Genomic DNA, 24,079 nt, shown 5'->3' on the forward strand with positions numbered 1-24,079 from the left:
GGATAATTGAATTTACTTTCCTATGAAAATTGTAGTTAGAGAAGGAAGCATCGAAGAGATTTTTCAGGTTCATCAGGGGATTCCTGAATTTTATGAAGAGGTAGCCATAGAATTTTATAAAGAGCGGCTAAAAGGCCGCATTTTTTTAGCCTTAGTTGCAGAGCAAAATGGAGAGCTAGTAGGGTTTAAAGTTGGATATCAAAGCCAGAAACCGGATGTCTTGTACTCTTGGATGGGAGGTGTAAGGCCCGCATTCAGGAAAAGTGGTGCGGCAACAGCTTTGGCAGATTTTCAAGAGGTGTGGGCTACAAAGAATGGGTTTAAGAAAGTGTTTTTTAAAACTCGGAACAGGTTTCCCGATATGATCAAATTTGGTTTGGGTAGGGATTTTAAAATAGTGGAGGTGATTCGAAAGGATCGTGTAGAAGATTTTAGGATTGTCATGGTTAAAAAGTTATGAGAAAGCTGCCGTAAGCTAAGCTTTTGATATTCTTTCTAAATTCCAATACAAAGACGTACCTTTGCACTTGATTTTCACCAGCGGTTCAATTGCCCGCTTTATCAAAAATTCATGAAGACAAAAGAATTAATTGCAAAAGGCGTTTCGCTTCCAGTAATGGAAGCATTTTATACCATTCAGGGCGAAGGGAGATTTACTGGACATCCTGCTTATTTTATCCGGCTTGGGGGCTGTGATGTGGGTTGTGTTTGGTGTGATGTCAAAGAGTCCTGGGAAGCTGGCAAATGGCCTGTATTATCCATAGAAGAAATAGTCGCAGAAGTAGAAAAGTATCCAGGAAAACTAGTGGTAATTACAGGAGGAGAACCTTTGATGTATGATCTGGGGCCTTTGACTGCATTGCTCAAGCAAAAAGGATTTTCAACCAATATTGAAACTTCAGGAGCGCATCCTTTCTCTGGAGATTTTGATTGGGTATGTTTTTCCCCAAAAAAGTTTAAAGCACCGCATCCTTCCATATACGATCATGCAGATGAACTGAAAGTTGTTGTTTTTCATGCAAGTGATTTTGACTTTGCTGAAAATCATGCGCTTAAGGTGAAAAAAAGTTGTGAATTACGACTTCAGCCAGAATGGAGTAAAGCCGAAAAATTCACTCCTTTGATTATTAATTACTCGAAAAACCATCCAAATTGGAAAATTTCGCTTCAAACTCATAAATTTATGGACATCCCATAGGTTTATGCGCCGTTTTCTATTAGGAATAACCTTTTTCTTTGTTTTTAGCTTGAGCCAAGCTCAAACCTATTCCATTATCGATGGAAAGGCGATCAAATTGTATCAGGAAGGAGAAGAGCTTACGCTTTCCAGACAATATGATATGGCTATTGCAAAATATAAGGCGGCCATCAATAGAGAGGCTTCTTTTTTGGAAGCTTATATTAAAATGTCCCAGCTCTACATTACCCAAGGAAAATTAGATCAGGCCGAAGAAGTTGCCTTAGTAGGGAAGAAAAGATTAGCGGGGAAAAATGCGACACTAAAAAATAAGGCGGATTTTGGATGGTTATTTACCAACCTATACATGGCTCAGGGTAGGTTCCAAGAAGCCTATGAGACTTTTCAAGAAGCAGACCCTCTATTCGATGAGTCTTTCAAAAAGAGCATGTATTATGTTCAAATGAAGGCAAGCATGGATTTTCTGACAGCACAATTAGATAAGTCCATGGCCATAGAAAAAGAAAAGCTGGAAGACCCACTCAATAATTTTCAATTGCAATACTTTCCAGTGCTCACTGCAGATGGGGAACAAATCCTCTTTACAAAAAGAGATGGGACTGGTAATTATGATAAAGAGGATATTTATACTTCTTACGCGGAACCAGATGGCTCTTGGACCAAACCGGTAAGTATCGCTCAAACGATCAACTCTCAATACAATGAAGGAACCTGCTCTGTTACTGCGGATGGAAATATTCTGATTTATACTTCCTGTGATGCTCCGGACTCTCAAGGCAGTTGTGATCTTTACATCGCTTATAAAGTCAATGGCAATTGGCAGCGCCCTAAAAATATGGGTAAAGAAGTGAACTCGAGATCTTGGGACTCTCAACCTTCCTTATCTGCAGATGGAAGGATTTTATTCTTTTCTTCCAATCGAAGAGGAGGTTATGGAGGAAATGATATATGGTATAGTGTTCGTCAATCGGATGGGTCTTGGGCAGAAGCGAAAAATTTGGGAAGTGTGGTGAATACTGCGAAGGATGAGATTTCTCCATTTATGTTTTTTAATAATGAAATCTTGTTTTTCGCCTCAGACGGTCATCAAGGTTTTGGGGGGATGGATATATTTCTTTCTAGGGTGAAAAATGGGGAGTTTTCGGAGCCAGAAAATCTTGGATTGCCGATTAATGATCATTTGGATCAAGTAGCTCTATTTATTACAGCTCAGAAAGATTATGCTTATTTCACGGAACTTACTTCAGGTGATAATGGAAATGATCGCTCTATATTATATCGATTCAGGTTTCCTCAAGAAATCTATTTAGGGGAAAACTTAACGGTAACAGGAGGGAAAGTATTCAATGAAAAGACTGGAGAGCCTATTGATGCAACCTTGTCTTTGGTTTCATTGACTAATGATAGTACGCTTTATGAATTTAAATCAGATGGTAAAAATGGTGAATTCATGATGCTCTATCCCAATAAAGGAATTTCAGGCTTATATGTGGAGAAAAAGGGATTCTTGCCAAAGATTTATAATGTAGAGCGTGATAAGCTTCAAAATGTTAAGGATTTAAACGTGGAGTTAGTTCCGGTGGCCTCTGGAGAAGAGTTCGTTTTTGAAAACATATTCTTTGACTTTGATAAATATGAACTGAAGCCTCAGTCCATGTCCTCCTTGAAAAGGCTTATTAAATTTTTAGTGGAGAATCCAAATGTCAATATTTTAATAACTGGCCATACGGATAACGTAGGTTCTCCAGGATATAACCTTCAGTTAAGCCTTCAAAGAGCTGAAAGTGTACAGCAATACCTTATAGAGGCTGGAATGCACCCAGGTAGAGTGATGGTAGAAGGTAAAGGCGATAAAGAGCCTGTAGTCCCCAATACAACGGCAGAAAACCAAGCTCTAAACAGAAGAATTACCATTAAAGTGCTTTAAGTACTGCTAGGCATTGATTTGCCAAAATGGATTTTTTAATACTTGAAAGGGGGTAGATGCTTGAATTTCTACCTTCCATTAATGATTTATTATATGGTTTTCAATATTAGAAGCTAGTATAAATAAAATTTAATTATTGCTAGATTAACTTTGATTTATTTGTAAGGATAGTCTTTGAACTATTAATATGGAATTTTATTGGCTTTATTTTATTTTTTTAGTCTCTATAGTTACTTAAAATAGTAGAGTTTGTTGATTTTAAATGTATAATATATTTTTTTATTTGCCTATTCCAGAATTTTATTCTTTTTACTGGTGGGTCTGCATGTTGATGAGTCTATTTTTTTTAATTGTAAATAGCTTTATGTCAATTCATTTAAATATTATATTATAATTATAGATTTGAATTATTTAAATTATTGATATGTAGTAAGTTATTTCTAGCGATCAACTGTTTATAATTGTTTTGAAGAAAATAATTGTATTCCTGGATGTTTTGAAACAATTGGTTTCAGATTTATATCCGTTTTTTTGATTTGAAAAAGACAAGATTCGCTGAATAAGCCAAGGAGACACCTGAAAAGCCGTATTTTTTAATTCTTGATCCCTACATACCTTAGTAGGGATTCAATTAGAACAAAAGGTATGTATATTGATTTTAGAGTAATTAAATAATTAGATTTTAGATGTTTTAGGTTGGTTTTTGTATTGATATATATCTATTTAATAGTATAAAATATCGAATTTGATATTTGTCAATATATTCCTCTTGAAAATAATTATTCAAAAAAAATTAACTTTTGTTAACACTACGATAATACTACGATTTTTCAATCTGTTTTTTATAATTTAATAATATGTAAAATATAATTTTGATAAAAGTGTTTATAGGTATGTTTTATTTTTTAGGTATTGACTAACCGTTTATCATATTTCCCCTCCTATTACTTCGATTATATAATTTAATAAAATAACATTGTCGATTAATTAAAATCAACCAAATTAATAATGAAGAAAAATTTGCTAGCGTTCTTGCTAATGATATTCTTTGCTCAAAGTGTTTTTGCACAGAGTAAGTCTATTAGCGGAACGGTGACTTCCTCGGAAGACGGATTAGGCCTGCCAGGGGTAAGTGTTCTGGTCAAAGGGACTACGAATGGTACCATTACTGGTATTGATGGTGAGTATACAATTCAACTACCTGCCGGTAGGGATGTTCTTCAGTTTTCATTCGTGGGGATGAGATCTGTAGAAGTTACCGTAGGTAATGAATCTACCATTGATGTAGTGCTGGACCCTGATGTAAAAGCACTAAATGAAGTAATTGTAACTGCATTGGGTGTATCTAGAGATGATCGCTCTGTTGGGGCTGCCATTCAATCCGTAAAAGGTGAAGACCTTACCGCTACCAGAAATTCCAATGTAGTGGGTAACCTAGCTGGTAAAGTAGCCGGTGTACAAGTAATAGGTTCTTCTGGTGCTGCAATCGGAGGTACTCAAAATATTCGTTTAAGAGGGATCAATACCTTAGGTGGAGGTTCTCCTTTATTCGTAGTAGATGGAACACCTATCTCCAATAGTTCTTTTTCACCTAGCGGTGACTATGCAGGGCGTGATTATGGTAACCTTGCAGCTGATATTAACCCAGATGATATTGAAAGTGTTTCTGTATTGAAAGGTCCTTCTGCTGCTGCTCTTTATGGTAATAGGGCTGCTAACGGTGTAATTATCATTACTACTAAAAAAGGAAACAAGAAAAAAGGTCTTGGTATCGAAATCAACCAAAGTACTACACTAGAGAATGTCTATGTGCTTCCTGAGTACCAGAATGAGTATGCAGGTGGTTATACACAGGATTTCTTGACTTTTGAATATGATCCAGCTATCCACCCAGAGTCTTGGTCTAGCTTCGATGGTCAAAAAATGTTGAACTACGCAGCTGATGAGTCTTGGGGTCCAAGAATGGATGGGACCTTGATCAGACATTGGGACTCTTGGTTAGAAGGACCTCAGTTCGGTGAATTGAGAGCATTGACTCCAAATCCTGATAACGTAAGAAATTTCTTTGAAACTGGGGTTACAGCTAACACCGGTGTTGCATTTTCTGCAGGTGATGAAAAATCAAACTTCAGAGTTTCCCTGAATAACATCAACCAAAAAGGTGTAATGCCAGGATCTGAATTGACTAAGAACAATGTAAGTTTCAATGGCTCTCAGGAGTTAAATGATAGATTGTCTGTTGGATTGAACTTCAACTTTACTGGTACCAAAGCAAATGGTCGCCCTGCATCAGGATATACTGGTAGAAATCCAGTAAACTCCTTCAACCAGTGGTTTCAGCGTCAAATCGATATGGATAGACTGGCACAGTACAGAAATCCTGATGGAACTTACAGATCTTGGAACTTAAGAAGCCCAACCAATACAAGACCACTTTACTGGAACAATCCATATTATGAAGCATATGAAAATGCTCCAGAAGATAGCCGTGACCGTGTATTTGGTAACTTCAATTTGACTTACAAGTTGAATGATGCATTGAAAGTTTCAGGTTTTATTAGATCTGACTTTTACAATCAAAAAATTGAAGAAAGAATCGCTTCTGGTGGTTTGGACTTAGATTCTTATTCTGTAAGCCAAAGAATTGGACGTGAGGATAACTATGAAATCTTATTCCAATATGATAAGATGTTTGGCGAATTCTCTGTGACTGCCAATGCTGGTGGTAACATCAGAAGAAATCTTTATAGCTATATGTACCAAGGTACAGTAGGGGGATTGGCTGTTCCTGATTATTACAACATCGATGCTTCTGTAGACAGACCTGCTACAGATAGCTATAAGAGTAACAAAACAGTTCGCTCTGTCTATGGTAACGTTTCTTTAGGTTATCAAAACACGATTTTCTTGGATGCTACTTTGAGAAATGACTGGTCTTCTGCACTTCCAAAAGCAAACAATAGCTACCTATATCCATCAATTACATCTAGTTTCGTCTTTACTGAACTATTGGGTGGAGGAGGAAACTTTCTAAGCTTTGGTAAATTAAGAGCAAGTTATGCACAAGTAGGATCTGATATCGGACCTTACGAAATCGCTCAGATTTATAACGTATCTACTCCTTATGGTTCTTTCCCGAATCTTCAAGTGCCGAATACTGCAGCAAACCCTAACCTAAGACCTGCGCTATCTTCTTCTTATGAAGCTGGTGTAGATTTAAGATTCTGGAATGGTAAGGTGAACTTTGATCTTACCTTCTATAGAAATGACAACAAAGATCAAATCCTAAACTTAACCGTTCCTGGTTCTAGTGGATTCTCTGGTGCTTTGGTCAATGCAGGTAACATCAGATCTGAAGGTGTTGAACTTTCTATTGGTGGTACACCAATCCAAAAGCGTGACTTCACTTGGGATGTTAGTTTGAACTTGGCTCATAACACCTCCAAAGTAATTGAATTAGCTGCTGGTCTTGACAATAGACAATTGCAGTCCGCTTATTGGGGTATGAGTATCAATGCCAAAGTAGGTGAAGAGTGGGGTACTTTGATTGGTACCGGATTCAAATATGCTGACAATGGTCTTCCAATCATCAATGAAGACGGTTCTTATGTGAAAGAGAGAAACATAGATTTAGGAACTACTCTTCCTACTGCTACTGGTGGTTTTACCAATACATTCAGATACAAAAACTTTGATTTAACTGCATTTATTGAATTCCAAGCTGGAGGTCAATTCTACTCAGTTACCAAAATGTTTAATGCTTACTCTGGTCTTGGTTTAGAAACTGCGGGTCTAAATGACAAAGGCAATCCTTTAAGAGATCCAGTTGAAGATGGTGGAGGGGTACGTGTAGACGGTGCTTTGGAAGATGGAACTCCTACCACAGTTTATGTAGATGCTTATGATCATTTCTCAGGAATGTTCGGATTGCATGAGAACTGGATCTATGATGCTTCTTATGTGAAATTGAGAGAGATCAGATTAGGATACTCTCTTCCTGCGAGATTGGTTGATAGATCTCCATTCCACACTGTAAACGTGGCATTTATTGCGAAAAATCTTTGGTTGATCCATACCAATGTACCTGGACTTGATCCAAGTGAATTTGGGTCTGGTGCAAATGGATATGCTTATTTCGAAAGTGGACAGTTACCAGGTGTAAGATCCCTAGGATTCAATGTTAGACTTGGACTTTAATAGAAATTAAAAGATGAAAAATATAAAAAATACAGTTTTAGGTTTGGTAGCAGGTACCCTTATGCTAAGTGCCTGTTCAGAATTTGGAGACATCAATGTGGATCCAAACAGACCTTCTTCTCCTTTGACTTCTGGATTATTGACGGGAGCTGAAAGAAGCGTATCCAGCATTGTTGGAAACGCGACAGGTGTATTGTATGTTCAGCACCTTTCTGAAAAGCAATACACTGAATCCTCAAGATATCAGGATATTTACTTTGACTTTAATGGTTTTTACACAGGTCCTTTGATGAACCTACAAAGAATCATTGACTTAAATACAAATGAGGAGACTAAGGATGATGTATTGAGCTCTGGTAGCAATGAAAACCAGATTGCTGTAGCAAGAATCCTAAGAGCTTATTTCTTCGGTGTGATGACTGATAGATGGGGAGAGCTTCCTTATACTCAAGCTTTGCAAGGAGAAGTTGAATTTTCACCTACCTATGATACTCAAGAGTTCATTTACACAGATTTGTTGAAAGAGCTGAAAGAGTCTGCTGATCAAATTAATTTTGAAACTGCAGGTGTAGAGGGCGATTTGTTGTTCAACGGTGACATGGAGCAGTGGAGAAGATTTGCCAACTCCCTTAGAATGGTGATGTCTCTTCGTATTAGCGACGTAGCACCAGGATTGGCTGAGTCCAATTTCAAAGAAGCATATAGCAATGGTGCTCTGACTGGGGATTTCATGTACCCGTATTTGGCTGAAGCAAATAACCAAAATCCATGGTATGCAAGGTATTTGACTCGTGTAGATTATGCGATTTCTGACACCATGTATGACTATATGAACCCATTGAATGACCCTAGATTAGCAGTGTATGCAGATCCTGCAGCAAATACTGGGGAAATTGCTCCAATGCCTTATGGTGTTTCTAACACAGTAGCTGGAGGTATTACCAACGCATCTGTTTCTTACCTTGGTTCAAGTTTAAGAAAGCAAAACGCAGAACTTCCAATAGTTACTTTGGCACAAATTCATTTTTCTTTAGCAGAGGCTGCTGTGAAAGGCTGGATCTCCGAAAGTGCAGAATCTCATTACATGAGTGGAATTGAAGCTTCTTTCAGACAATTTGGTGTATTTGATCAAGCGGCTTATGATGCTTATGTAGCTCAACCAGAAGTAGCATTCAGTCCTTCTAACGCGATGGAGAAAATTGCTGCTCAAAAATGGGTTGCGTTATTCCTTCAAGGATATGAAGCTTGGGCAGAATGGAGAAGATTGGATTACCCTGAATTAACTCCTGCTGTGGACGCAATGAACGATAGTAAGATGATCCCTGTGAGACAAGCTTACCCAACTACTGAAAGAGATATCAACTCTGAAAGCTACTTGGAAGCGGTTGCCCGTCAAGGAGAAGATGGATTGGACACCAAACTTTGGTGGGATATAAATTAATTTCTTTCCCCTGAGGGTTGGATAATTAATCATCCTTAAATTTCTTGAAAACCTTCTGGATCTAGTTTTATTTAAAAACAGGTCTGGGAGGTTTTTTTGTTGTAAACAGATTAGGATTGTAGCAAGGGAATTTTCAGACAAGGTGGATTCATGATCCTTTTTGACTTGTAAATCCTTCTGAATTCTATTATTTTCTTTCTTTTAGCTACCTTTGCGTCCTATTTAAGAAAGCTATGATTTACGTTTGCCGAAAAGAACACTTTAATGCTGCTCACAAGCTGTGGAATCCAAAGTGGACTGATGAGAAAAATGTGGAGGTTTTTGGACCTTGTGCCAATGTGAATTGGCATGGTCACAACTTTGAGTTAATTGTGATGGTAAAAGGGTTGCCTGATCCTGATACTGGTTTTGTAGTGGATTTAAAGAAATTAAGTACCATCATTAGAAAACTTGTAATCGAAAAGGTGGACCATAAAAACCTGAACGTAGACGTGGATTTTATGGAAGGGAAGTTGGCTAGTTGTGAAAATCTAGTGATGGAGTTTTGGAAGATTTTGGAACCAGCAGTGAAAGAAATCACCAATGAAGGAGGTTTACATAAATTGACTTTGTACGAGACTCCACGGAATTTTGTGGAATATTATGGGGATTGAGTTCAAACGCAATAAATAGTAAGTAGAAAAGTAGGTTTCGAAGACCTACTTTTCTTTTTTTAGATAAAATTTAGAGATAGCTGAAATGCCAGGGAAATCATTGAAACTGTACATCATATCAGGAGAGCGATCAGGAGATATGCATGCCTCCAATTTGGTGTTGGCTCTTAAAACCAAGGAACCAAGGATAGAGGTAAGGGGCATGGGAGGAAAGTTTTCCAAAGAAGCTGGTGTGGAGTTGGCAGTAGACTATGCCGAAGTGGCGCTCATGGGTTTCCTTGAGGTGGTTTTAGGGTTTAGAAAAGTCCTCAAGTACCTAAACTTGGTGAAGAAAGATATCCTAGAATACCGTCCTGATGGCATTGTTTTGGTCGATTATGGTGGGTTCAACATGAAAATTGCCAAATTTGCAAAGGAGCATGGGATTCCTGTTCATTATTATATTCCCCCTAAAGTCTGGGCCTGGAATCAAAAGAGGGCTTTCAAGCTAAAAAAGTTTACGGATCACGTGTATTCAATTTTACCCTTCGAACCAGCTTTTTTTAAGTCCTATGAGATGGATGTCAACTATGTAGGGAATCCCTTATTTGACGAAATCAAAAAGTTTACTCCCCACGACTTTTTCTTTCAAAAAAATGAAATTAGTTATCAACCAATCATTGCATTGCTTCCAGGGAGTAGGACCCAAGAAGTAACAGCCATGTTGGATAAAATGATCAGCCTATCTTCCTCATTTCCTCAAGCTCAATTTGTAATAGCAGCTGTGGATAGTTTAGATGAATCAGTCTATGCACCTGCAATTCGTGCCGGATTAAAGTTGGTCTACAATCAAACGTATGATTTACTTTCTCATGCAGTTGCAGCAGTGGTGACTTCAGGGACTGCCACCTTGGAGACAGCCTTATTCAGAGTTCCTCAAATTGTAGTTTATGAAACCAGTCCAGTGACCTATTTCTTTGCGAAACGCCTGGTGAAAATTGATTTTATTTCCTTGGTGAATTTGATTGCTGAAAAAGAAGTGGTCAAAGAATTGATTCAAGATGAATTTTCAATCGAAAATTTGAAAAAAGAACTCAATTTAATCTTGTCAAATCCAGTTTATAAAGGGCATATGTTGCAAGGATATGATTTGATTAAAGAGCGTTTGGGGGAAACTAGTGCGTCTGAGAATACCGCGGATTTGATTTTGAATACACTTCATTAACTCCTGTAAAGGAATTTGTAGGGTATGTTGTATTTTTAAAAATGCATCAACTTTTACCCTTGTTCCGATATCTCTGTTTATTTGTCCTCTCTAGTATGGGCTGCTTATTTTTAAGTAAAAGTAGCTTTGCTCAAGGGGAGGAATCCATTACTCTTACCATAAATTCAAATAATCAATTTCAAACAATTGATCATTTTGGGGCTTCCGATGCCTGGGCTATTCAATTTGTTGGACTTTGGCCAGATGAAAAAAAGAATGCAATCGCGGATTTACTTTTTAGCATGGAGTCGGCTAATGGAAGGCCCAATGGAATTGGTTTGTCCATGTGGCGATTTAATCTAGGTGCTGGCAGTGCAGAGCAAGGAAAGGAAAGTGGAATCAAAGATGAGTGGAGAAGGGCAGAGTCCTTCCTAAATTCTGAAGGAAAAATTGACATGTCAAAAGCAAAAGGCCAAGTTTGGTTTGCCCAGGCAGCTAAAGATCGGGGAGTGGATAAATTGCTTCTTTTCTCCAATAGTCCATTAGTTCAATTTACTAAAAATGGGAAAGCATTCTCCAGCAACGGAAAGTCCAATCTCGATCTAGATAAGACGAAGGATTTTGCGGATTATATAAGTTCTGTCGGAATTGGGCTTCAAAACATTGGTCTTCATCCTAGCTATATAAGTCCTGTCAATGAGCCTCAATGGGACTGGTCTGATGGTGGACAAGAAGGAAATCCTTACACAAATGAGGAAATAGCTTCTTTTGTTAAAATACTTGATCAAAGTCTTTCAGATCAAGCGCTTGATGCTAAAATTGATGTGGCGGAGGCTGGTAAAATAAACTACCTTTTTGAATTGGCAGATAAGCCACGGCGAGGTGAACAGGTGAAAGCTTTTTTTGACCCATCCTCTGAGAATTATTTGGGTAATTTAAGACATGTTTCAAATGTGATCTCTGCTCATAGTTATTTCACCACCAGCCCATCCACTGTATCTGAAAAGTTGAGAGTTCAAGTTTTGTCTGAAGTGGAGTCAATTCCCGGACTCAACTATTGGATGACAGAATATTGCATCCTCGGAGGAAATGAGGGTGAAATAAATGGAAATGGACGGGATCTTGGAATGGAGTCAGCCCTTTATTTGGCTAGAGTGATTCATCAGGATTTAACCATATCCAATGCTTCCGCATGGAATTGGTGGTTGGCCGTTTCGCCTTATAATTATAAGGATGGATTGGTTTATATTGATAAGAATAAGGAGGATGGGGCATTTTATGAAAGTAAAATGCTATGGACTTTAGGGAATTATAGTCGGTTTGTTAGACCTGGATTTGTGAGGATAGAAGCTTCCATCAATTCGGATAAGTTGATGGGATCAGCTTACATAGATCCATTAAGTAAACAAAAGGTGGTTGTTTTGGTGAATCCAGAAGCTAAGGATATACAGGTCTCTTTGGATGGGGAAGGATCTGAAAATACTTCGATTCAATGCTATCTAACTAATGAGCAGTCAAGTTTATCCCCTTTAACAGTTTCGAGTATTTTTCAAATACCAGCAAAATCGGTAATGACCTTAGTGTTTAATTAAAGATGGGGATTGACAATATTTAAAAAGAATTGAGAAAAGAAAAGCCCTGCAAAGTTCATTGCAGGGCTTTTGTTCATTTTAAGATTCAATTATTAAGCAACTTGAAGTCGTTTGAATTTCGACTTGTCAAACTTGCTTTGTGCGTATTTTCCATCAATGATCAATTCTTTGATGGAATCATCGGAAGGAATTTCATACATCGCATCGGTGACTATTGCCTCACAAATGGATCGCAATCCTCTTGCTCCCAAATTGTATTCTACAGCTTTGTCCACAATGAAGTCGATGGCACTATCCTCAAAAACAATATTCACTCCTTCCATTGCGAGTAGTTTTGAATATTGTTTTACCAAGGCATTTTTAGGTTCGGTAAGGATTCTTTTCAGGGAGTCTTTATGTAATGGATCCAAGTGAGTCAGTACAGGAAGTCTTCCGATTAATTCAGGGATCAATCCAAAAGCCTTTAAATCCTGAGCCGTAACATATTGCAATAAGTTCTCTCTGTCTGCAGAAGGGCCAGCATTATTTTTACTGAAACCCATAGGCTGAGTATTGAGCCTTTTACCAATATGTCTGGCTATCCCGTCAAAAGCACCGCCACAAATAAATAAGATGTTTTCCGTGTTTACAGCTATCATCTTTTGGTCTGGGTGTTTCCTGCCTCCTTGAGGCGGCACATTTACTACCGTTCCTTCTAGAAGTTTCAACATGGCTTGTTGTACACCTTCTCCACTGACATCTCTTGTAATGGATGGGTTATCTGATTTTCTGGAAATTTTATCCAGTTCATCAATGTATACGATACCTCGCTCAGCCGCTTCCACATTGTAATCTGCTGCCTGCAATAATCTAGTCAGGATGCTTTCTACATCTTCTCCTACATAACCAGCTTCAGTCAGTACTGTAGCATCAGCAATACAAAAGGGTACTTCAAGAATTTTTGCCAAAGTTTTAGCTAAATAAGTCTTTCCGGTACCCGTATCTCCCACCATGATGATATTTGATTTCTCAATTTTCACATCATCCTTTTCGTCTTTCTGAGAAAGTCTTTTATAGTGATTGTATACTGCTACGGTCAGCACTTTTTTTGCTTCGTCTTGACCAATTACAAATTGATCCAAGAAGGAAGTTAGTTCCTTTGGCTTTTTTAATTTGAATTTAGGTTGAGCTCCTTCTGATTTTTTGGTTTTGTCTTCTTCACCAAGAATCAAATGAGCTTGTTCGATGCAGAAATTACAGATATGGGCAGATATACCCGAAACCATCAGGTCTACATCTTTCTTATTTCTACCGCAAAAAGAGCAGGTAACTTGAGCCATTACTTAAGGTTTTTTTACTAATACTTCATCAATCAGACCATATTCCTTGGCCTCTGGAGCTTTCAACCAATAATCTCTATCTGAATCTCTTTCGATCTCTTCAAAGGATTTACCGGTATGATTAGCTAAAATCTGATACAATTCCTGTCTCATGGAAAGAATCAATTTCAAGGAAATTTCCATGTCTCTAGATTGTCCTTGCATTCCACCGGAAGGCTGGTGAATCATTACTCTAGAATGTTTCAAAGCAGATCTTTTATCTTTTGCTCCTCCAGCTAATAATACAGCACCCATAGATGCTGCGATACCTGTACAGATAGTCGCTACATCAGGTCCAATGTACTGCATCGTATCATAAATTCCCAAACCTGCTGTTACAGAGCCTCCTGGACTATTGACATAAAGCAATACATCCTTTTTTGAGTCTACAGATTCCAAGAACAAGAGCTGAGCAACAATGATATTGGCAATGTGATCGTCGATGCCTGTTCCAAGGAAAATTATACGATCCATAATCAATCTAGAGAAGACATCAATTTCACGGAAATTCTGTGGACGCTCCTCGATCACAGATCGAGTCATGTTTTCAATATGCTGTGTGTATTGGTCAAAAGCTGTACCATTTACGCCTTGATTATGGATGGCGTATTTTCTGAATTCTTCTTTATTGATCATATTCGAGTTTGTTGTGGTAAACAAAAATAAAAAAAGCCCTTAAATAAGGGCTTTTTTATGATAGCAATAATCAAATTAGTTTTCTAAAAGTTCCTTAAACTGATCGATAGAAATTTCTTTTTCTTTCATATCCACAGTTTCTTGAACGAAAGCAAGTACTTTATCATTCTGAACTGAAGTAAGCATATTCATGTAGTTTTGTCCTTCTTCACCTTTAAGGTAATTGTCTACAAACATGTCCATGCTGTCTTCCATTTGAGAACCTAATCCAGAAGAAGCAAATTGCTCACGGATCATTTCTTTGGTTTTAGCAATCACATCCTCATGCTCAGCCTGAATCTTGTTCTCAGTAGCTAATTGATTGGAAATCAATGACCATACAAGTTGTTTTGCGTACATTGGAAATTCTTTCTCAACGTCTTCTGCAGAAACTTTTCCTTCATTAGCTCGAATTAACCATTCTTTCAAAAACTCCTCTGGCAATTCAACTTTCGCAGACTCAGTTAAAGCTTTCTTCAATTCTTCTTCAGTGAATACTTTTGATTCCCTGTCGTAATTACCTTGAAGAGTTTCCTTCACTTTAGCAACAAACTCCTCTTCAGACTTTACTACACCTGGACCAAAAACTTTGTCGAAAAATTCTTGATTCATTTCTGCAGTTTCAGTTCTGTTGATGTTTTTTACTGTGAAAGTAAGAGCTCCTTGTGCAGATTCAACTTCTTCATCAGACATATCAAAAGCATCTTTCCATTGTGCTTTCTTCACATCTTTAGAATCAAATTCCACTACTGCATCTTTGCTGATGCCAATGAATTTGCCTGCAAGCTTTTTAGTGATTTTTGATAAGTCTAAAGAAAGGGTTTTGGTGAAACCACTTTCTGCAGCGGTCAAATCACCATAGATGTGATCACCTGCTTCACTTACCTCAGGATTGGTACTTTTTCCAGACTGAGATTTCAAGTTTTCGATTGTTTCTTCTACTAACTTATTATCTACTTTGATGGAATATTTGGTAGCCTTGAACTTTTTGTCCAAAGGCACTTTGATGCTTTCTACAAAACCGATTTTGTAATCAAAATCAAATTCTTTTTGAGTTTTCCAGTCAATTGAATTGTCTTCTTTTTCTACTGGAAGTGGCTCTCCAAGAACTTTAAAAGTTTGCTCTTTAAGGTAGTTATTTAATGACTCTCCTAAAATTGAATTGATTTCCTCAACCAAAACAGAAGTGCCATAGATGTTTTTCACCATGGAAACCGGTGCTTTGCCAGGTCTAAAACCTTTGATATTGGCTTTCTTGGCATAGTCTTTCAGTTTCGCATCTACCTTTGGTTGGTAATCTGCTTCGTTTAGTTTAATTTTAATTAAAGCTTGATTTGCTGAATGCTTGTCTATTGAGATTTCCAAGGCGTTTGAATTTATTATGATGATTAACTAAAAACCCTCAATCTCCTTCCTGTTGTGAAACAGTAGAGTGATTGAGGGTTCGGTATTGGTGCGGATAGAGGGACTCGAACCCCCATGCCTTGCGGCGCTAGATCCTAAGTCTAGTGCGTCTACCAATTTCGCCACATCCGCTAATGGTACAACAGGAGCGAAAATCATGGATATTTCATTCCGTTTCCTGATTGTGGATGCAAAGGTAAATAGTAATTTTCAAAATGCAACAAGTCTCGAAAAAAAAATAAAAGAATTAGGCAAATAATTTCATAGCATACATTTTTGAAGTAAAAATAGGTTTGTATGATCCAAGTGGATGTAGAAGAAGAACGAAAAGAGATTCTAAAGCGCTATCGACGTTTGTTGAGGCAAGCTAAACCTGTGCTCAAGCCTGGTGATACAAAAATCATCAAAAAGGCTTTCAATGTTTCTCAGGAAGCGCATAAGGAAATGAGGCGGAAATCGGGTGAGCCTTATATATATCACCCCTTAGAGGTAGCCTTAGTATGCGTAGAAGAAATTGGTCTGGGTACCACCTCAATCGTTGCAGCACTCCTACATGATGTAGTAGAAGATACGGAGTGGGAATTGGAGGATATTGAAAGGGAGTTTGGTCCGAAAGTGATGTCCATTATTGATGGGTTAACCAAAATCTCAGGAGTCTTTGATTACGGAAGCTCGCAGCAAGCTGAGAATTTCAGAAAAATGCTGTTGACTCTATCTGATGATGTACGGGTTATCCTAATCAAATTGGCTGATCGACTCAATAATATGAGGACACTTCAGAGTATGCCTCGACACAAACAGTTGAAGATTGCTTCAGAGACCATGTATCTCTATGCTCCTCTGGCGCACCGTCTGGGATTGTATTCCATTAAGTCTGAACTGGAAGACTTGTATCTGAAATATACCGATACTGAAACCTATATGGATATAGTTCAGAAAATTAATGAGTCTAAAAGTATTCGGAATAAATTCATTAAGTCATTTATACAACCTATTGAGGATGAGTTGATTAGACAAAAATTTAATTTTGTTATCAAAGGAAGGCCTAAATCTGTTTATTCCATCTACAGCAAAATGAAAAAACAAGGGATCCCCTTTGAGGAAGTGTATGACTTGTTTGCCATCCGGATTATTTTGGATAGTGACCTGGAGAATGAGAAAGCAGATTGTTGGCAGGTTTATTCCATCGTGACGGATTTTTATCACCCAAATCCAGATAGGCTGAGAGATTGGATTAGTACCTCCCGCTCCAATGGATATGAGTCTTTGCACACTACTGTGATGAGTAATACTGGTCAGTGGGTGGAAGTTCAGATCCGTTCTACCAGAATGGATGAAATTGCTGAAAGAGGATATGCAGCCCATTGGAAATACAAGGAAAAAGACAGCAGTTCCAAATCAACCGCTGGTCTGGATGATTGGATTTCGCAAGTGAGAGGTTTGTTGGAATCTAATGATGGTTCGGCTATCGAATTCATGGATGATTTCCGGGGAAATCTCTTTCACGAAGAAGTCTTTGTATTTACCCCTAAAGGAGATTTGAAAGTATTGCCTTTTGGTTCAACTGCATTAGACTTCGCTTTTGAAATCCATACAGAGATCGGTGCGAAATGTATTGGGGCAAAAGTGAACCAGAAATTGGTGCCTATCTCCCATAAACTAAAGAATGGTGACCAGGTAGAGATTTTAACTTCCAATAAACAGCGCCCTACAGAGGACTGGCTAAATACAGTAGTTACTTCTAGAGCAAAGGCGAAGATCAAAGATGCCCTTAGGGAAGAAAAGAAATCAGCAATTTTGGATGGAAAAGAAATTGTGCAGCGGAAGCTGAAACAGATGAAAATGGAATTCAATTCTGAAGCGGTAGATAAACTTCGAGCCTACTTTGAACTGAAAACTGCCAATGAATTTTATTACAGGTTAGGGAAGGGAATCATAGATCCAAAATCTATTAAGTCCTTCAAAACTTTTAAAGAAAACCAAAAACTCAAGAGCAAAGCGATTCAAGAGAAGGTGAAAGATGAATCCACTTTCACCAAAGAAATCAAAAGTCTGAAGGGGCCTGATCACGATCAGTTACTGATAGGAGAAGACATGGATGTGGTGGATTATATTCTTGCGAAATGCTGTAATCCTATCCCTGGAGATGACGTTTTTGGGTTTGTGACGGTCAATGAAGGAATTAAAATTCATAGAACCTCTTGCCCTAATGCATTGGAACTTTTGTCCAATCATGGGAATCGAGTCATCAAAGCTAGATGGACCAGCCAACAAGAAATCGCTTTCCTTGCAGGTCTCAGAATTATTGGAACAGATAGAGTAGGATTAATCAATGACGTTACCAAGGTGATTTCCAATGAATTAAAAGTAAATATGAGGTCTATCACGGTTGATTCTGATGCCGGGATTTTTGAAGGAACCATCAAGTTATATGTGCATAGTACCGAGCATTTAGACCAGCTCATGAAAAACTTGTCTCAAGTAGAAGGAATCCATAAGGTTTCAAGGTTTGATTAAGCATTTGAATTATTTCTACCGTACAAAAGTTATATTTGAAAAAATTAGCTCAAAATGCCTTTGAATACCACGCATTTCGAAGAGGTAAAGAAAATATTTACCGCGTATCTGGAAAATCAAAAACTCCGCAAGACGCCGGAAAGATATGCGATCCTCGAAGAAATTTACACCCGAACTGGACACTTTGATGTAGAGTCACTCTATATCAGCATGAAGAATAAGAATTACCGTGTTAGTAGAGCCACTGTCTATAACACCTTGGATTTGCTGGTAGAGTGCGATTTGGTGACCAAGCATCAGTTTGGAAAAAATTTGGCACAATTTGAAAAATCGTATGGGTATAAGCAACATGACCATTTGATTTGTGTTGAATGCAATAAAGTGTTGGAATTTTGTGATCCACGTATCCAAAACATTCAAAATACCGTTGCTGATATTTTAGATTTTCAGGTTTTACACCACTCTCTGATTCTATATGGCAATTGTAAAAAGGTCAATTGCGAAAATAAAAAAGCTGAAGAATGAAATTAACCTATACAACCAGCAAGGATGATCTTGCTACCTACCTCTTTATTAAAGGAGATTTAATTGGGGATGAAACTGGGCCTCAATTAGTGGAGGTGGTTTCGGATGCTATTGAGGATGGAGTAAAAACCTTTGTAGTAGACCTAAGTGAAGTGAGGTATATCTCTTCCAGTGGAATTGGTTTATTGATCACCATGCTTACCAAAATGAGGAACGTGGGTGGAGAAGTGTATTTAGCAGCTCCTTCAGAGCATGTCAAAAAATTGCTGATCATTACCAAGCTGAACAATATTTTTACAGTGTATGATTCTGTGGAGGCCTTTAAAAAGGAGAAAGCTTCTTAAGTCATCCCTTTTGAAATAAGAAGATTTGGATTGAAATTCCTTCAAATGTGAGAGGTCGCAATAATAAATTGAGTCTAAGTCTTGGTTTTCTATGGGCTTATTGCAAATTTCACGCCTCAAAAAGTTTTAGCATAAACGATAGACCGCACATCAAATGAAGATGGATGTACTTCTGGGGCTCCAATGGGGAGACGAAGGTAAAGGAAAAGTAGTAGACGTTCTCGCGCCACAATATGAAATAGTAGCTAGATTCCAAGGAGGACCTAATGCAGGTCATACACTTGAATTTGATGGAATAAAGCATGTTTTACACCAGATTCCTTCTGGCATTTTCCGTTCCCAGATATTAAATATTATTGGCAATGGGGTAGTTCTAGACCCAATTGTTCTTAAGAAAGAGATTGATGGATTGGCCAAATTCAATATTGATTACAAGAAGAATTTAGTAATCTCCAAAAAGGCAACCATCATAATCCCTACCCATAAGCTGCTGGATGCAGCCTATGAGCAATCTAAAGGCGATAAGAAAATCGGATCTACCTTGAAGGGGATTGGTCCGACCTATCAAGATAAAATTGGAAGATCTGCTTTACGAGTAGGAGATATCATGAGTGCTGATTTCAATGAAAAATATGCTGCTTTAGTAGAAAAGCATAAAAACACTCTTTCCCATTTTAATTATCCCCTTGATGCATTGGCGGAAATGGAGGAACAGTTCTTTGCAGCAATCGAATTCTTCAAGACCTTGAATTTGATTGATAGTGAGTATGTAGTCAATGACGCATTTGCAGAGAATAAGAAGATTTTGGCTGAAGGGGCCCAAGGATCATTATTGGATATTGATTTTGGTTCTTATCCTTATGTGACTAGCAGTAGCACTATGACTGCCGGTGCATGTACTGGATTGGGTGTTTCTCCTTCAAAAATCGGAGAGGTATTCGGTATTTTCAAAGCATACTGTACTAGGGTAGGAAGTGGTCCATTCCCTACTGAACTATTTGATCAGACTGGAGAAGCCATGAGAAAAGAAGGGAATGAGTTTGGGAGTACTACAGGTAGACCTAGAAGATGTGGTTGGTTAGACCTTCCTGCCTTAAAATATTCTATCATGATCAACGGGGTGACTCAATTATTCATGATGAAAGCTGATGTGCTGAATATCTTCGAAGAGATTCAAGTTTGTACCCATTATGAATTGCCATCTGGTGAGAAAATCGATCGTTTAAGTTTTGAGATTTCGGAACAAGAGGTAAAACCTATCTATAAAACCCTAAAGGGTTGGAACTGTCCTTTGGAAGGAATTGATTCGTATGAAAAGTTTCCATTGGAATTAAAGGAATATGTGAGCTATCTAGAGAAGGAACTAAATGTTCCAATTAATTTAGTTTCAGTAGGTCCAGATAGAAGTCAGACCATTCTTAAATAACCATTCAAATAAAGATTTGGAAGCCTTCGGTTTAAAACTGAAGGCTTTTTTATTTCTGAGATTTTTTAATCCTATTTTAGAAACACAAATAGACGTGTTTTGAGAACCAAAATTGCTTTTTTTACTCTTTTATTACTTGTTGCCAAGATAAATGTCTTTGCTCAATCGGGATTTCCGTATTGCGAGACGTTTGATTCAAAAACCACACAGCCTACTACTATTTTTGGAGCAGATGCTCAACTAGTTGATGGGGCTTTGAGACTTACCAATAATCAGGTCGACCAAAGAGGTTATGTATATATAGATATTCCTTTTTCTTCAGCTTACGGAATTAAGACTTCCTTTGAATTTTTTAGTTATGGAGGGGATGGAGCGGATGGTTTGGCTTTTTTCTTATTTGATGCCAATGTTCCTGGTTTTTCAATCGGAGGCTTTGGGGGGTCTTTAGGCTATTCCAAAAGATTACAAGAGCCAGGGCTTGCAGGTGCTTACATGGGAGTTGGTTTTGATGAGTTTGGTAATTTTGGAAATACTGCAGAAGGAAAAACAGGTGGTTTTCCGGGAGCAGGGACAAGTTATGTTCCCAATAGCATTGTCATACGAGGTCCTGGAAATGGATTTTCCGGATATGAATTTATCAAAGGAAAAAGGACTATGGAATCTGGACTGGATGGATTGGCTGCGGATCAGTTTTTTCCGATCAGTTCGGGTGGGATAGGTACAAGCAGAGTAACTGACTTAAATCAGCCCGGATATAGAAAAGCTAACATCACCTTGACCCCAAACCCAAGTGGGGTAGGATATTTAATCACCTTAGTGATGGATTATACCGTCGAACAAAATAAGCATCGGACCATTACTATTTTTCAGGATGTCCCCTTTCCCTATCAAGCGCCTCAGAATTTGAAACTTGGTTTTTCTGCTTCCACTGGAGGGTTTACAAATTTTCATGAGATAAGAAACTTAATTGTGGAAGTGGCAAATGACGAAGATTTGTTGAATCCGGAAGGTTCTGATATTTCAAATTGGGAGTCATGTGCAGCAACTGAAAATTCATTTTACATCACCGAGGAAGAAGTAGAATTGTTAAATGATAATGCTTCGATTTCCTGTCTGCAATTTTTTAGGACCTTGGAAGAAATAGAAGGTATCTCGGAGGATATTTGTGAACAAGCAAAATGCAATGAAGAAAACAGATTGCTTGTGATGCCAGAAGGGATCTTTCAGGCAACTGATGAACCAGGTGGGTTTTTATTTACTCCTAATTTAGAATATGTCGGAGAAGAGGTTTCTATTTATTATACAGTCACTGATAATTATGGAAAACGATCACAAGGGAATTCTTTGACAATCAAAATTCTTGATTCGCCACCTCCAATGGAATTGGTTCAGGCAGAAGGAGAGGAGCGAGTTGAAGATATTTTTCTTTGTGGAGGAGAGACCGTTTTATTGAAGGGGATCAATGACATTGATTATTCACAAATAGAGTGGAGGAAAGACGGAGTTAAAATTCCTGGGGCTGAAGGATTGGAATACACAGTTAAAGAATCAGGGATTTATACCATTGTAGGGTTTAATGAAAGAGGCTGTTCTATTTCTTCCAATGAAATTGAAGTTACTTATCCCGAAGCACCTTCCTATGATATCCAAAATCCAATTGTAGGGTGTACACCACGCGAACCAATCGACTTGACATCTTACTTGGAGGGCTTTGATTTGTCCTCCTATGATTATTTGCTTACTGGAAGTGGAGTTTCTTTAATAAATGAACAATTGAAGGAAGTTGCAGTTTCCGGAAACTTTGATTTAACCGTAAAGCCAAAGAGTCTGGAATGTTATTCTAACCCTATACAAATAGAGATCATCATATTGAAAGAAGAGCTTCTTTCGGATTTTGAATTTGAAGTCCAAGGTTCGGGAATAACGGGGGATATGGACGGAGGGATTTTCCCGGACGATGTAATCCAATTTAATAATCTGTCAGATGATTCTTCGGTAAGTTGGAATTGGGATTTTGGTGATGGAAGTACCAGTAATCTGGAAAACCCAACACATATATATGGAGCAAAAGGCGAGTACGATATAGTTTTGACCGTGGAAAATGAATTGGGTTGTTTGGCTACTTCCACAAAAAGACTTTCAATTACTAGAAGTTATAGAGTGATGTTTCCTTCAGGCTTTACTCCCAATGAGACAGAAAACATCACTTTTGTGCCCAAATTTAAAGGCATCGTTAGCATGGAACTTTTAATATTCAATACTTGGGGGGAATTGATTTTTCAAGCAGATGCAATTGATACCGAGGGTTGGGATGGGAAACTAGATGGTGAATTGCTAGATGCCGGCATCTTTATATATAGATTTAATGGAGTAGCCATCGATGGTGAAAAAGTAACGAAGGCAGGTAAATTCAGATTAATACGATGATGAAAAGGTTACTTTTTTTACTCTTGGCATTACCAATGACTTCTGTATGGGGGCAGGATGTTCAGTATAGTCAGTTTTATGCAAATCCACTTTATCTGAACCCTGCATTTGTTGGAAGTACTGGGTTGACAAGGCTTGGGGTAAACTTTAGAAGTCAATGGCCTTCTTTAGACCAAAGCTTTATTGCCTATACTGCCTATGCTGATCATTTCGTTGAAAAATATAATTCCGGGATTGGAATGAGTGTTTCGGGGGCAAGGGAATCCTACACGCAAAGCCAAGTACATGAAATTGGGCTTTTATATAGTTATAGACTTCGTCTTGGAGAACGTAGGTTTTTACACGCAGGCTTTCAGGGATCTTTTGTAGCCAGAGACGCACTATTTGATCAAGTAGTATTAGGCACCCAATTGGATATCGATCGAGGAGTGATCCTTGGTTCTCCCGGAGATGGTTTTGAAGGGGATAGTAGGTTAAGAGATGTTGATCTTCATACTGGTCTCCTGTATTATGATGACAAATTTTGGTTTGGAATTTCTGCATTTCATTTGTTAGGGCCAGAAATCAGTTACCTTGAGATGGATGGAAATAAACTTCCAATAAAATATTCTCTTCAGGGGGGAGTGAAACTTGATATGGCTCCTGGGGATATCAATGATTATTTTAATAATACAGACCAGGAGCGTTCTCTCTCTTTTGCTTTTAATTATAAAAAGCAGGGACAATTTTCACAATTGGATATAGGAACTGAGTTTTATTTTGAACCCTTGGTTCTCGGAATTTGGTATAGAGGTCTTCCGACAAAGTACAGTTTGCCGAATAATGAGTCGATAATTTCTTTGATTGGGGTTCGGTTAGATAATAGAATGGAGTTTGGATACAGCTTTGATTTCTCTATTTCAAAACTGGGACAAAAATATTCCGGAGGAGCCCATGAAATTTCGATTAGGTATGTTTTTTCCAGTAAAGACCCATCCAAAAAGTACTATCCAGAGCTTCCTACCTTCAGATATTAGTTGATAGGTGGTGCAAATAAAATTTAAATCTGCTTTATCGGTTAAATTCGAAATAAAGCATAAATCAAGCCTTTTTATTTTATTCTAATTCAATAGAATCTTTTCCTAAAATTTTTATTCTTCTGTTTCAGGGGTTTATGTTAAAGGAGGATATTTTTTATTGAATGATATTGTTGTTACGGATAAAAGTAGGATA

Annotated in this window: 17 protein-coding genes and 1 tRNA gene; 14 read left to right on the plus strand and 4 right to left on the minus strand. The window is 37.9% G+C overall.

Annotation, left to right across the window (positions count from 1 at the left end):
- The first annotated feature begins 22 nt into the window (after positions 1-22).
- From BUR11_RS18900 to BUR11_RS18935, 8 genes are all read left to right on the plus strand, one after another.
- Positions 23-460, plus strand: coding sequence for a GNAT family N-acetyltransferase (locus BUR11_RS18900; RefSeq protein WP_074226570.1), 438 nt, complete (start codon positions 23-25; stop codon positions 458-460).
- A 111-nt stretch (positions 461-571) separates the two neighbouring features.
- Positions 572-1,198 carry a 7-carboxy-7-deazaguanine synthase QueE gene (locus BUR11_RS18905; protein WP_074226571.1) on the plus strand — a complete coding sequence of 209 codons (627 nt, stop codon included), beginning with the start codon at positions 572-574 and terminating at the stop codon, positions 1,196-1,198.
- Positions 1,199-1,202: 4 nt separating this feature from the next.
- Positions 1,203-3,125, plus strand: coding sequence for an OmpA family protein (locus BUR11_RS18910; protein WP_074226572.1), 1,923 nt, complete (start codon positions 1,203-1,205; stop codon positions 3,123-3,125).
- A 1,008-nt stretch (positions 3,126-4,133) separates the two neighbouring features.
- On the plus strand, positions 4,134-7,322 hold the full coding sequence (locus tag BUR11_RS18915; protein ID WP_074226573.1) for a SusC/RagA family TonB-linked outer membrane protein: 3,189 nt from the start codon (positions 4,134-4,136) through the stop codon (positions 7,320-7,322).
- Between the two features lie 13 nt (positions 7,323-7,335).
- Entirely contained in the window at positions 7,336-8,763 is a 1,428-nt protein-coding gene (locus BUR11_RS18920; protein WP_074226574.1) for a SusD/RagB family nutrient-binding outer membrane lipoprotein, read from the plus strand.
- A gap of 233 nt (positions 8,764-8,996) precedes the next feature.
- Positions 8,997-9,416, plus strand: coding sequence for a 6-pyruvoyl trahydropterin synthase family protein (locus tag BUR11_RS18925; protein WP_074226575.1), 420 nt, complete (start codon positions 8,997-8,999; stop codon positions 9,414-9,416).
- Between the two features lie 85 nt (positions 9,417-9,501).
- Positions 9,502-10,620, plus strand: a complete 1,119-nt coding sequence (gene lpxB / locus BUR11_RS18930) for a lipid-A-disaccharide synthase (protein ID WP_234982200.1) — start codon at positions 9,502-9,504, stop codon at positions 10,618-10,620.
- 41 nt (positions 10,621-10,661) lie between these two features.
- Positions 10,662-12,191, plus strand: coding sequence for a glycoside hydrolase (locus tag BUR11_RS18935; RefSeq protein WP_084561070.1), 1,530 nt, complete (start codon positions 10,662-10,664; stop codon positions 12,189-12,191).
- A 92-nt stretch (positions 12,192-12,283) separates the two neighbouring features.
- On the opposite strand, the gene clpX is transcribed toward BUR11_RS18935, so the two are convergent.
- The 4 genes from clpX to BUR11_RS18955 all read right to left on the minus strand — a co-directional run bounded on the left by clpX (position 12,284) and on the right by BUR11_RS18955 (position 15,760).
- Positions 12,284-13,510 carry an ATP-dependent Clp protease ATP-binding subunit ClpX gene (clpX, locus tag BUR11_RS18940; RefSeq protein WP_074226577.1) on the minus strand — a complete coding sequence of 409 codons (1,227 nt, stop codon included), beginning with the start codon at positions 13,508-13,510 and terminating at the stop codon, positions 12,284-12,286.
- A 3-nt stretch (positions 13,511-13,513) separates the two neighbouring features.
- Complete coding sequence (locus BUR11_RS18945) at positions 13,514-14,185, minus strand: ClpP family protease (protein ID WP_074226578.1); 672 nt, start codon at positions 14,183-14,185, stop codon at positions 13,514-13,516.
- Positions 14,186-14,260: 75 nt separating this feature from the next.
- Complete coding sequence (tig, locus tag BUR11_RS18950) at positions 14,261-15,589, minus strand: trigger factor (protein ID WP_074226579.1); 1,329 nt, start codon at positions 15,587-15,589, stop codon at positions 14,261-14,263.
- An 86-nt stretch (positions 15,590-15,675) separates the two neighbouring features.
- A tRNA-Leu gene (locus BUR11_RS18955) sits at positions 15,676-15,760 on the minus strand.
- A 165-nt stretch (positions 15,761-15,925) separates the two neighbouring features.
- Here BUR11_RS18955 and BUR11_RS18960 point away from each other — a divergent pair.
- From BUR11_RS18960 to BUR11_RS18985, 6 genes are all read left to right on the plus strand, one after another.
- Positions 15,926-18,145, plus strand: a complete 2,220-nt coding sequence (locus BUR11_RS18960; protein WP_074226580.1) for a RelA/SpoT family protein — start codon at positions 15,926-15,928, stop codon at positions 18,143-18,145.
- Positions 18,146-18,199: 54 nt separating this feature from the next.
- Entirely contained in the window at positions 18,200-18,670 is a 471-nt protein-coding gene (locus BUR11_RS18965) for a Fur family transcriptional regulator (protein WP_074226581.1), read from the plus strand.
- The gene (locus BUR11_RS18970; protein WP_074226582.1) at positions 18,667-19,014 is read left to right on the plus strand and encodes an STAS domain-containing protein; all 348 of its coding nucleotides are present in this window, start codon (positions 18,667-18,669) and stop codon (positions 19,012-19,014) included. The genes BUR11_RS18965 and BUR11_RS18970 overlap by 4 nt, the downstream gene beginning before the upstream one ends.
- A gap of 154 nt (positions 19,015-19,168) precedes the next feature.
- Positions 19,169-20,440, plus strand: a complete 1,272-nt coding sequence (locus tag BUR11_RS18975) for an adenylosuccinate synthase (RefSeq protein WP_074226583.1) — start codon at positions 19,169-19,171, stop codon at positions 20,438-20,440.
- A 99-nt stretch (positions 20,441-20,539) separates the two neighbouring features.
- Entirely contained in the window at positions 20,540-22,867 is a 2,328-nt protein-coding gene (locus tag BUR11_RS18980) for a PKD domain-containing protein (RefSeq protein WP_074226584.1), read from the plus strand.
- Positions 22,864-23,883, plus strand: a complete 1,020-nt coding sequence (locus BUR11_RS18985) for a PorP/SprF family type IX secretion system membrane protein (protein WP_200800428.1) — start codon at positions 22,864-22,866, stop codon at positions 23,881-23,883. Before BUR11_RS18980 ends, BUR11_RS18985 begins: the two co-directional genes overlap by 4 nt.
- Positions 23,884-24,079: the final 196 nt, after the last annotated feature.

The organism is Algoriphagus halophilus (assembly GCF_900129785.1).
GTDB lineage: Bacteria > Bacteroidota > Bacteroidia > Cytophagales > Cyclobacteriaceae > Algoriphagus > Algoriphagus halophilus.